Raw genomic sequence first — 11,266 nt, 5'->3', positions numbered from 1 at the left:
CCTTCACAATGAAGGCGGTTTTTTTTCGTCATCAGATAGGAATTAAAGCGCTTTCTTAAAGCGGGCGATCATTTCCGGCACCGGATCGCAGCCGCTGGTATCGGCGTTTTTGACCGCCTCCAGCGCGCTGGCCACGGTGTGACGAGCGAGGACGTTTAGCGAAGCCTGCTCTGCTTCATCGGCAATCGATTTGAAGTACCAACAGGCGTTGGCGCTGACCACGCAGCGAGCCGGAACTTCAGGACGCGACGCCCACAGCTTTTTATCTTCAATAACCGAAAGATAGATATCACGCAGGGTGATCTTGTCCGCCGGGCGGCCAAGATGAATAGAGCCGTTGCGGCCAAGCGTGGAGACGATGATGCCGTCACGAGTAAGCGGAACCATTAGTTTACGGATAAAGCTCGGGTTCGCTTCCAGGCCGTAGGCCAGAATCGCACTCGTCGAACGTTCACCCATCTGCTCCGCCATTGCTACGCTGAGAACCATCTGCAAAGCTGTCGGGAAGCGGTAATCTAACATGGTATTGTCCTGGGTTGCGGTGAATCTTGTTCTTTTTGGCACCGCAGAGGTGAATAATCAATGAACAACAATATAACAAATACGGGAATTTTTTTGAAGCAATCTGCGGTTAGCCTGCGAAGTAAATTTTCTGATTTCACGGGCAAAGGCTGCCGGATGACAAACCCGGCAACCGCATACCGTGCCATCTAAAAACCGCGAAGATCATCCACCGGTAAGTTCAGCTGGCTATTCTCAACAATGCGTTGCAGGGTCAGGCTGATCACATCAATGTTGTTATCGAAACTGCCGTGGGAAGCATCGATCATCACGCCTGGGCCACTATTGACCTTGTCGGTATCAATGATGTTGGTTCGGCCGCGCTTTTCCAGCCCCGCCTCAGCCGCAGCATGACGCCAGTTACGCAATGCTTCCCCGGTGCTCGACGAACCGTCCCAGCCCGAGTAGTTTTTGTCGCGTATCTTGTCCATTCCCAGCAGCGGTGTTCGCCGATCCCCTTCTAACGCGTTGGAGACGAAATAGAGGAGCGACTTGCGATAAATAGCTGCCACATTGTCGGCTCGTTCAATGCGATCGGACAGGATATGGAGATACATACGTTTCATCAGCAATTCATGCGGGGCATAGTGTCGGTTGGCAAACTGTACCGTACATGCCGGCGCATAGAGATGCGCAGACTTGAGAGCGTCACCCAGGCCGCGGGATGACAACAGATCGACGAAATGGCCGAGAATAATACTGCCCGCCGAGTGACCAATTATATGAATTTCAAGCGCCTTGCCCCAGGTTTCCACTAACTTTTGCAGGGCCGTCACCAGCAGATCGCCTGCGCGTCCTGAAACGCAACTAAATTCAGCGTTCTCCTTCATTTCGCTCCACAGAGGCTTCGCGGCCGGCCGACCAATAGTTTCCTCAATCAGCAGATCGGAAGCCTCAGTCAATGCCTCACGCACGCCACCCGCGCGCGAGGGTTCACGGCGAAAATGGTCGGAGAAGATATCGCCAATGGACTCCAGGATCCCTGTTTTCCACACCAGAAAGAGTGGATAGCAATCGTTGCCAGTGAAGTAACGTCCCATCGCCCGCGCCCGCGCAATCGACCCCGCCTCATTGTTGAGCCCGCCATGCGCATAAATGACTAAGCGTTTAGTCTCTGCGTGTTGTAAGCGAAACCAACGATCGGGCAATACGCATCCCTGATACATCAGCGTACGCGTCATCTCGTCCTGGGTCAGGTAGCGGTCCACCCGACCATCGTTGCCGATAACAATACTGTGCTGATAGGCCGTGGTTTCGTCCCACCACTGCGGGTGATTACCCGCGGCGGCCGGTGTGGCAAGGGCTGGCGAACCCGTTGCAAGCTGCCCTGGCACCACGCCGGGCACGCCCAGCGCCGCCACCCAGGCATCCATCGCGTTGGTCAGCCAGTCGGCATAACTCAGTACCGCGAAGCCACCGCATCCCCACTCTGTACCCCAGGAGTTTTGTACGATAAACCCGTCGCGGTTAAACCCAACCAGCGCAAACGCATGACCGCCTGTTTTAGTAGGCTTGCCATTGAACGCGATGACCGCCAGCGAGTCATGATTGGTGGGCGCCTTTTTCGCTGTCGGTACCGTCTGCCAGCCCTCATGGGTAAAGGCGGAAACGTAGATAGCCCCCACGTCATGGATGGCGGCCTGCATATCGGTAATATTTTTGATATCAATACGATAGTAGACCCCCAGCGTCGTATTCACCGCACGCTCCGCGTATCCGTATTGCGGCGGGATATTTTCCTGCTCCCGGTAAGGCCAGTCAGACTCCAGACACACGCCGTGATGGAACCACCCTTTAAGCGCACCACGGCAGCTCGAACCGTCATAATCTTCCCCGGCGTATTCGTCGTATCGCCGGGCAAAGTTGTAAAGCATGCGGGGGCTCACTGAATCGAGTTTTTTCGGGAAACCGGCTTTACGCCAGCGCAAATAGTTCACCACGCAGGCTAAGCCAAAACCCGTGCAGGCGCCTTCCCGCCCCTGATCGAGGATCAGCTGCGCCTGGGTGTAGACGGTCAGTAGCGTGGCGATATCCTTATCAACCGGAAAGCGGTCCGGTAGGCTCACCGGCGGCGGCGTATAGGTACGATCGCGCAGATCAAGCGGATCCTTCGACGCATTGAGAACCGGTCCCTCTGCCGGGGCCGCGATCGCGGCGGCGCCCGCCTGCTGTCTGCTCCCTCTGCCAGCTCCCGCGCCCTGTATCTGGCTGGTCTGCTGCATAACCGCTGGCAAGACCGCTGCAAGCGTGAAGACTTTTTTGAAACTATCCAACCCGTGCGCCCCGCCATTCACCAGCCTGCGCGCTTTCCGATAGTCGGGGGGCGTGGCTGTCAGGGCCGAGGTTAACGCCTCTCGACGATCGCCGAGGAACATCGCCAACAGTACCGCCGCCACCTCGGGTGCATTAGCTAAATCGGGAGAGCCGATAATGTCCACACCTATGCGGGAAGCATATTTCTGGTAGTTCGACCGCCCCGTAAGCTGTACGAAACCACGTCCGCGAAACCTGGCGCCATCGCCAGGGTTGATGTTACCAAGATTCTTGCCTTTGTCGGTCCCTACGTCGTAGGCGCTGAACGCCGGCAGCCCTGGCAGCGTGTTGAACTGCGAGGGATATTCGGAAATCGGCACGAAGCCTTCGGTCTCCGCGCGGATGGTCCCCAGGGCGGCCAGGATCAACGGGATCGTCGTGAGCCCTTCGCTGGTTAACGCTGCCGCGACGTACGGCAGATAGCGCAGCACATTGGATGGTTTGGTGGCGGGGAATAAATGCTGCACCTCATCTGCCCGCAGCGCAAACGCAGGCAGCTTGATAAGCGCCAACAGGCTCTGGCAATAGGGACCGACGACGCCATCGGCGATGATGCCGATATTCGACTGCCAGTGTCGGACCGCCGAGGCGAGCGTGGCATCGAACGTGTCACTATTCGACGGCAATGCAAACATCTTCGCATCTGCTCCCAGCGTTTTCGCCAGACGTTTGCGTAACTCGACAACCTCCGGGCCGGATGAGCCCTGCAACAGCAATTTAACCATGACAATAATCCTCGAAAAGCGATGACCGTGCGGCGATATTGATATAGGCCGCAGTACGCAACATAACGTTGAGCTGTCCTTGTGAAATGAGGCTGACAAGTGGTATTGCTTCAGGCTGCAAAGCGACCCGGCGGCCGCGGATGATATCCTTCGACAAAGATGGCGCGTGTCGCTCTCTCGTTTGAGGCGGGCAAACTTCGTCTGGGCAGGCGTTCCGGCATGCTCGTATGAGTATAGGAGAAGCGTAACGGCACCCGAGGATTTATTACTGGCTGAAATCTGGCACGGGTCAGCCGTTGACGGGCGGTTCAGGAGACATCATTCTCTCCCCGTTCGCCAACTATCCGCTGCCATAACGGCAGCGGATCCTGCGGGATTTGTCTGGCGCTGATCTGCCTGCACAAACTCTCCACCATCGCGATGGCGGAAAAAACCATTAAAGCGAATCGCTAACGACTGCGCTGCCCGGCGACCTGTCCACACCAGCGGCGCCTAACCCTGTGGATAACCTGGAGGCAGTTGCCTGGCAGCCGCAGCCCGGGCGGGCTCCCGGCTGCCGTTCGTTTTTTGAACAGGAGAAATGCCACCGCCGGGCTGCGCGCTGAGCGCCAGAGCCACCACCGCAGCGGAGGGAAGCCTCTACCCCACTCAGTAATTCCACTTCGGCCGCGCCACCGTGTTTTTCTTCAGCAGGTCGCGGAACGCTTTCAGGTAGGGCTCATTGCTGCGCCCGCGCTTACAAATGGCCGAGAACGGCGACTGAAAGCCAAACTCGTTGGGCAGCAGCACCCGCAGGCGGTTCTCTTTGATCCACGGCCAGGCGTAATGCTCCGGCAGATAGCCAATATATTTCCCCGAGAGGATCAGCAACAGCTGGGCGTCGACGGTCTCGACGGTGGCGCTGCCTTTGCTGAAGCCCCGGCGGCGCAAATCGCTGGTGTTCCAGTAGCTGCGGGTCACCAGCGGGCACTGGCTGATCTGCTCTTTATCCAGCTGGCGGCTGAAGAACATCGGGTGCAGATCGCTGCAGTAGAGCCAGTGCTGTTCGCGGTACAGCGGCTCGCTGATGATGTTATGCACCTGCGAGTTGTAGCTGCCGATGGCCAGGTCGATATGGTTGTTCAGCACGCCGTTCAGTTGCTCCGCCGGGGTGCGAATAATCAGTTTGATATGCACATGGGGAAATTTGTCGCTGAAGCTGCGCAGAACCACCGGCAGCGAGAGCGCCGTTTCGGTCTCGATGGAGTCGAGCGTCGAGATGCACAAGGTGCCGCTGTGCTCCCCTTTGAGCAGCGCCGACTGCCGCTCCAGCTCATTGAGTTCACTCAGCACGCGGATCGCCTGCTGTAAAAACTGCTGACCTTTCTCAGTCAGGGAAAAACCGCCGCGCCCGCGCTGGCAGAGGGTAAAGCCAAGCTGTCCCTCCAGCTGCGACATGGCATTGCTGATGGCGGAGACCGAAATGCCCAGCTCCTGCTGGGCCCGGCTGTAGCTCTCCAGGCGGGCCACCGCCTCGAAAACCTGCAGCTGTCGAATATTAAGGCTGGCGTCGTGATGCATCGTATTTAGTTCACCAATAAATGAACTGAGTATTTACGTCAGACGATGTAAAGTCCAGCGCGGGTTGCGCACTATCTCTCCTGTTACGTTTCATCCGTCAGATTCAGGAGCAGACATGGATAACCTCTTTCACCAACCGCAGGGTGGCAATGAGATGCCACGCTTCGCCGGTCGCGCCACAATGATGCGCCTGCCGTTTATCGAAGATTTACAGGGACTTGATGCGGCATTTGTCGGCATTCCGCTGGATATCGGCACCTCGCAGCGCTCGGGAACGCGCTACGGACCGCGCTATATTCGCGCCGAATCGGTGATGATCCGTCCGTACAATATGGCAACCGGCGCCGCGCCGTTCGACTCGCTGTCGGTGGCCGACATCGGCGATGTGCCGATCAATACCTACAGCCTGCTCAAATCGGTGCAAATTATCGAAGATTACTACACCGGTTTGAATAGTTATCCGCTGATCCCGCTGACCCTCGGCGGGGACCACACCATTACCCTGCCGATCCTGCGGGCGCTGACCAAAAAACATGGTCCGGTGGGGCTCATCCACGTCGACGCCCATACCGATACCAATGATGAGATGTTCGGAGAGAAAATCGCCCACGGCACCACCTTCCGCCGCGCCGTTGAGGAGGGACTGCTCGACCTCAAACGGGTGGTGCAGATTGGCCAGCGCGCCCAGGGCTATGCCGCCGGCGACTTCCAGTGGGGCGTTGACCAGGGCTTTCGCCTGGTGCAGGCGGAGCAGTGCTGGCATACCTCGCTGGCGCCGCTGATGGCCGAAGTCCGCCAGCAGATGGGCGACGGGCCGGTGTATCTCAGCTTTGATATCGACAGCCTCGATCCCATCTGGGCCCCGGGAACCGGGACGCCGGAAGTCGGCGGCCTGACCTCCATTCAGGCGCTGGAGATCGTCCGCGGCTGCCGCGGCCTGAACCTGATTGGCGCCGATCTGGTCGAGGTCTCGCCCCCCTACGACGTGAGCGGTAATACCTCCCAGCTGGCGGCCAACCTGCTGTACGAGATGCTCTGCGTCCTGCCCGGCGTGAAGTACGCCTGAGGAAGCCGCCATGGAGCTGAAATGCTTTCGCACCCTCTGGGGAGTCACCACCCCCTGGTCGCAAACGCTGGATGAACTGCAGCGCGTCGGCTGCTGCGGTATCGAAGCCCGCGTGCCGTTAACGGTGGCCGAACGGCGGGAGCTCGCCGACCGCCTGCAGGCGTCGGGGCTGGAGTATATCGCCATTCTTTTCAGCGGCGGCGGAGTGCTCCCCGCCCAGCATGAAACGCCGGAGCAGCATCTGGCGCGCCTGCAGACCCGCTTCGCCGAGGCCAGCAGCCTCAACCCGCGCTTTGTCAATCTGCTGGCGGGCAACGATCGCTGGCCGCTGGCGCAGCAGGTCGATTTTCTCGGCAAGGCGCACGAGCTGGCCGCCGGGTTTGGTTTGACCTGCAGCTTTGAAACCCATCGCGCCACCTCGCTGTACAGCCCGTGGCTCACGCTGGAGATTATTCAGCAGCTCCCCCAGTTGCGCTTTACCGCCGACATCAGCCACTGGGTGGTGGTCAGCGAGCGCCTGCTGGATGACCCCTGCGATGACTTCAGCGCCTTTATCGACCGCGTGCATCACGTGCAGGCCCGGGTGGGCTACGACCAGGGGCCGCAGGTGCCGCACCCGGCGGCGCCGGAGTATCAGCCGGCGCTGGCTTTTGCCGAGCGCTTCTGGCAGCAGGTCTGGCATTCACAGCGCCAGCGCGGCTACCCGCAGACCACGCTGACCCCGGAGTTTGGCGCCGACGGCTATCTGCACCATCTGCCGTTCACCAACGTTCCGGTGGCCGACCTCTGGTCGCTCAACGCCTGGATGGCCGCGCGCCAGCAGGCCCACTTTCAGCAGTTTTTAACGCTCACTGAACAGGAACCGCAGCCATGACCGCCGTGAAGCACGCTTTTACTGAACTCCCGACCATCGATATCCGCGATCTGGCCGGCGACGATCTCGCCAGGCGCCAGGCGGTGGCCGACGCCATCGGCCGCGCGGCGCGCGAGGTGGGCTTTTTCTACATCACTGGCCACGGCATCGACCCGGCGCTGATCGCCGGCGTCCGCGAGGCGGCGAAGCAGATCTTCGCCCTGCCGATGGAGGAGAAGATGAACTATTACATCGGCCACTCCAAAAGCCATAAGGGCTACGTTCCGGAAGGAGAAGAGATCTACGGCTCCGGCAAGCCGGACCATAAAGAGGCTTTCGATATCGGCTTCCAGGCAGCGGATGACCATCCGCTGGTGCTCGCCGGCACGCCGCTGATCGGCGCCAATGAGTGGCCCGATCTGCCGGATTTCCGCGCGCGGGTGCTGGCCTACTACGACGCAGTCTTCGCCCTCGGCCACCGTCTGTTCGACGCTTTCGCCCTCGCGCTCGGCCTGCCGGAAGGGTATTTCAAACCGATGGTGACCTGCCCGCCGGCCAAGCTGCGGCTGATCCATTACCCGTTCGACGCCAGCGTCGAAGATGTTCCCGGAATTGGTGCACACACCGACTATGAGTGCTTCACCCTGCTGCTCGCCGACCAGCCCGGCCTTGAAGTCCTCAATGAAGAAAGCGTGTGGATCGATGCACCTCCCGTCAAGAACGCCGCCGGAGAAGAGGCGTTCGTGATCAATATCGGCGACATGCTGGAAGTGCTCAGCGCTGGCACATTTGTTGCTACAGCCCACCGGGTGCGCAAAGTGCCGCAGGAGCGGCACTCCTTCCCGCTGTTTTTCGCCTGCGATTACCACACGCTGATCCGCCCGCTGCCGACCTTCCTCGCCGCCGGCGAAGCCGGTGAATATCAGGCGCTCAGCATCGGGGAGCATATGTGGAGCCAGGCGCTGCAAACCTATCGCTACCTGCGCGAGAAGGTCAATCGCGGTGAACTTCAGCTACCGGAGCGCGCGCGCGGCACCAATACCTTTGGCCATTTGAAAAAACAGGCACAGCAAAAAAACCCCTAACCACCCGTGAGGAACCATGATGACTAGCACCCTGAAAAAAATCTCGCGCCGTGTCGCGCTTACCCTCGCCGTCAGCGCCTGTTTTTCCCCTGTCACCCAGGCGGCGGAACTGCTGACCGAGGGCGTCTTTAAGGTGGGGATGGAGGTCACCTACCCGCCGTTTGAGTCCTATGACAGCAATAACAACATCGTCGGTCTCGACCCGGATTTCGCCGCGCTGATCGCCCAACATCTGCAGGCCAAACCGCAGCTGATCGACACCAAGTTCACCAGCCTGATCCTCGGCATCGGCAAGAAATATGATGCGGTGATCTCCGGGATGTACGTGACGCCGGAACGCCAGAAACAGGCCGACGCCATCCCTTACGCCCTCTCCGGCGCGTCGATCATCGCCCTGAAGGGCGGCGCGGTGCAGCCGAAAACCGAAGATGAGCTGTGCGGCGTGAAGGTCGGCCTGCAGGCAGGCACCACCTGGGTGACCAGCCTGAAAAAACACTCCGATGAGTGGTGCCTGAAAAACGGCAAACCGGCCATCACCATTCAGGAGTTCCCGACGGCGCCGGAAGCCTCGCAGGCGCTGCTGTCGAAGAACATCGGCGCCCAGCTTGAGATTGCCCCGGCGGCGCAGATCATCGTCGACAAGAGCCGCGGCCGCCTGGGGATAAGCTCTACGCGCCTGGTCTACCCGCTGCCGTTGGGGATCTACGTCGCCAAAGGCAACACCGAGCTGGCGGAGGCGATTAAGGCTACCCTGGCCGCGCTGAAAGCCAACGGCCAATATGCCGCGCTGATCAAAAAATACAACTTAGAAAGCATCGATTAAGACAATAAGCACTGCGCAACAGGAGTCGGTATGGCGTTCGATTGGGGATACTTTTTTTCACTGTTTAGCATTGGAGCATTCTGGCAGGCGTGCGTGACCGTGATCGTGGTCAGCACCTTGTCCTGGGGGATCGGCCTGGTGGTCGGTTTTCTGTTAGCCTGCGCGAAGCTCTCCGCGCCGCGCTGGGTCAAGATCCCCGTCGAACTCTATATCTGGTTTTTTCGCAGCGTGCCGCTGATGGTGCTGCTGGTGTTTGTCTACAACCTGCCGCAGCTGTTTCCGGTGACCCAGCCGCTACTCGGGGTGCCGTTTATCGCCGGGCTGGTGTCGATGACCGTCACCGAAGCGGCCTATATGGCGGAGATCCACCGCGGCGGCCTGCTGTCGGTGGCCAAGGGGCAGAGCGAGGCGGGCCATGCGCTGAGCTTCAGCTTTATCGGCATCCAGCGGCTGATTGTTATTCCTCAGGCGTTTCGCATCTCGCTGCCGACGCTGATCAATGAATACATCACCATCATTAAGCTGAGCTCGATTCTGTCGGTGGTCTCCTTACCCGAGCTGCTGCTCACCGGCCAGCGCTTGTATGCGCAAAATTTCCTCGTGATGGAGACCCTGCTGGCGGTGGCGGTGTACTACGTGATGGTGGTTACCGTCTTCACCTGGCTGTTCCGGGCGCTGGAAAATCGTCTCGATATTCAGCGCAAGCGTCCGCAAACCCTCAGCGAGGCGGAATGCCAGGCGCTGCGCCAGAGCCTGCCGGCGCTGACGGAGGAGATCAAAACGCCGGCCGTCAACGGCGCGCCGCCAGCGCTCGATCTGCGGGGCATCCGCAAATCCTGGGGTCAGCATGAGGTGCTGAAAGGCATCGATCTGCAGGTGGAGAACGGGGAGGTGATCAGCATCATCGGCCCGTCCGGCTCCGGCAAAACCACCCTGATCCGCACCATCAACGCCCTCGAAAGCCTTGATGGCGGGGAGATCATTCTCTACGGCGAGGACTATCTGAAGGGCGGAGCCATCGTCGACAAACGCCAGATGCGCGCCGGGGTGCGGCGCATCGGCATGGTCTTCCAGAGCTTCAACCTGTTCCCCCACCGCACGGTGCTCGACAACGTGATGCTGGCCCCGCGCTATCACCAGCTGCTTGACCAGCCGGTCGCCCGCGAGCAGGCCCTGGCGCTGCTCGACCGCGTCGGCCTGCTGGCCCATGCCCACAAATACCCCTGGCAGCTCTCAGGCGGCCAGCAGCAGCGCGTGGCGATCGCCCGGGCGCTGGCTCTGAAGCCGGACATTATGCTGTTTGACGAGCCAACCTCGGCGCTGGATCCGGAGCTGGTAGGCGAAGTGTTGAAGGTCATTCAGTCGCTGGCCCGCGAAGGCATGACCATGCTGATTGTCACTCACGAGATGGAGTTCGCCCTGTCGATTTCCGACCGCGTGGTGCTAATGGAGAACGGCGTGGTGCAGGCCGATATCGCCCCGCAGGTGATCCGCAGCCCGCTGGAGGCCCCTTCTCTGCAACGAATCCGTGAATTTATGGGAGTACGCTAAATGGCAACTGAGCAACACCTGCGCCAGCAGTTGGCCGCCGCCTACCGGCTGGCGGCGCTGTTCGGCTGGGAGGATACCCTCTACACCCACTTCTCCGTGCGCCTGCCCGGCGACGGCGAGCCGCGTTTTTTAATTAATCCCTTCGGCATGATGTTTGACGAAGTCACCGCCAGCAACCTGATCGTGGTGGATATGCAGGGTAAGGTCGTAGAGGGCGACGCACCGGCTAACTCGGCGGGCTTTACCATCCACAGCGCGGTGCATATGGCCCGGGAAGATGCCCACTGCGTGATCCACACCCATACGCTGCCGGGAATGGCGGTGGCCGCCTGCGAGGACGGCCTGCTGCAGCTCAACCAGATCAGCACCGAGTTTTACCAGCGCGTCGGCTACCATCCCTATGAAGGGGTGGCCTTTGACCTCGACGAACGGGCGCGCATCCAGCGCTCGCTGGGGAATAATATCGCCATGATCCTGCAGAGCCACGGCCTGCTGTCGGTGGGCCGCACCGTGGCTGACGCCTTTTATATCATGTACTACCTGAACCGCGCCTGCGAGATCCAGATGGCCACCGCCCAGCTGGCGGCCCTCAGCCCGATCCACACCATCGCTCCGCACCTCAGCCAGCACGCCTGCGAGCAGCTGATGGGCGTGGAGCATGAACGTCAACAGGTCTGGCAGGCGTGGCTGCGCCGTCTTGACCGTCTCGATACCTCTTACAAAGACTAA

The 11,266-nt window shown here is 60.0% G+C and carries 9 protein-coding genes; 6 read left to right on the top strand and 3 right to left on the bottom strand.

Annotated features, from left to right (window positions below):
- Positions 1–42: 42 nt before the first annotated feature.
- The 3 genes from HMPREF3142_RS15655 to HMPREF3142_RS15645 form a co-directional block, all read right to left on the bottom strand.
- A complete protein-coding gene (locus tag HMPREF3142_RS15655; protein WP_032736298.1) occupies positions 43–522 on the bottom strand; it encodes an RrF2 family transcriptional regulator in 480 nt (159 codons plus the stop codon).
- A 188-nt stretch (positions 523–710) separates the two neighbouring features.
- Positions 711–3,599, bottom strand: a complete 2,889-nt coding sequence (locus HMPREF3142_RS15650) for a C1 family peptidase (protein ID WP_070612211.1) — start codon at positions 3,597–3,599, stop codon at positions 711–713.
- A 648-nt stretch (positions 3,600–4,247) separates the two neighbouring features.
- On the bottom strand, positions 4,248–5,159 hold the full coding sequence (locus HMPREF3142_RS15645; protein WP_002914199.1) for a LysR family transcriptional regulator: 912 nt from the start codon (positions 5,157–5,159) through the stop codon (positions 4,248–4,250).
- 115 nt (positions 5,160–5,274) lie between these two features.
- Here HMPREF3142_RS15645 and speB point away from each other — a divergent pair, with 115 nt between their 5' ends.
- From speB to HMPREF3142_RS15615, 6 genes are read left to right on the top strand one after another with little or no spacing between them, the layout of a single operon-like run.
- Entirely contained in the window at positions 5,275–6,225 is a 951-nt protein-coding gene (speB, locus tag HMPREF3142_RS15640; RefSeq protein ID WP_004145693.1) for an agmatinase, read from the top strand.
- A 10-nt stretch (positions 6,226–6,235) separates the two neighbouring features.
- Positions 6,236–7,099, top strand: a complete 864-nt coding sequence (locus tag HMPREF3142_RS15635) for a sugar phosphate isomerase/epimerase family protein (RefSeq protein ID WP_012540818.1) — start codon at positions 6,236–6,238, stop codon at positions 7,097–7,099.
- Positions 7,096–8,163, top strand: coding sequence for an isopenicillin N synthase family dioxygenase (locus HMPREF3142_RS15630; RefSeq protein ID WP_070612210.1), 1,068 nt, complete (start codon positions 7,096–7,098; stop codon positions 8,161–8,163). The genes HMPREF3142_RS15635 and HMPREF3142_RS15630 overlap by 4 nt, the downstream gene beginning before the upstream one ends.
- A 19-nt stretch (positions 8,164–8,182) precedes the next feature.
- The gene (locus tag HMPREF3142_RS15625; protein WP_004899993.1) at positions 8,183–8,986 is read left to right on the top strand and encodes an ABC transporter substrate-binding protein; all 804 of its coding nucleotides are present in this window, start codon (positions 8,183–8,185) and stop codon (positions 8,984–8,986) included.
- 30 nt (positions 8,987–9,016) lie between these two features.
- On the top strand, positions 9,017–10,537 hold the full coding sequence (locus HMPREF3142_RS15620) for an amino acid ABC transporter permease/ATP-binding protein (RefSeq protein ID WP_012967389.1): 1,521 nt from the start codon (positions 9,017–9,019) through the stop codon (positions 10,535–10,537).
- Positions 10,538–11,266, top strand: coding sequence for a class II aldolase/adducin family protein (locus HMPREF3142_RS15615; RefSeq protein ID WP_004899997.1), 729 nt, complete (start codon positions 10,538–10,540; stop codon positions 11,264–11,266).

The sequence above is a fragment of the Klebsiella sp. HMSC16C06 genome (assembly GCF_001808325.1).
Lineage (GTDB): Bacteria > Pseudomonadota > Gammaproteobacteria > Enterobacterales > Enterobacteriaceae > Klebsiella > Klebsiella variicola.
Note: the sequence above shows the minus strand (reverse complement) of the source record. Positions and strands in the feature narration are given on the sequence as shown.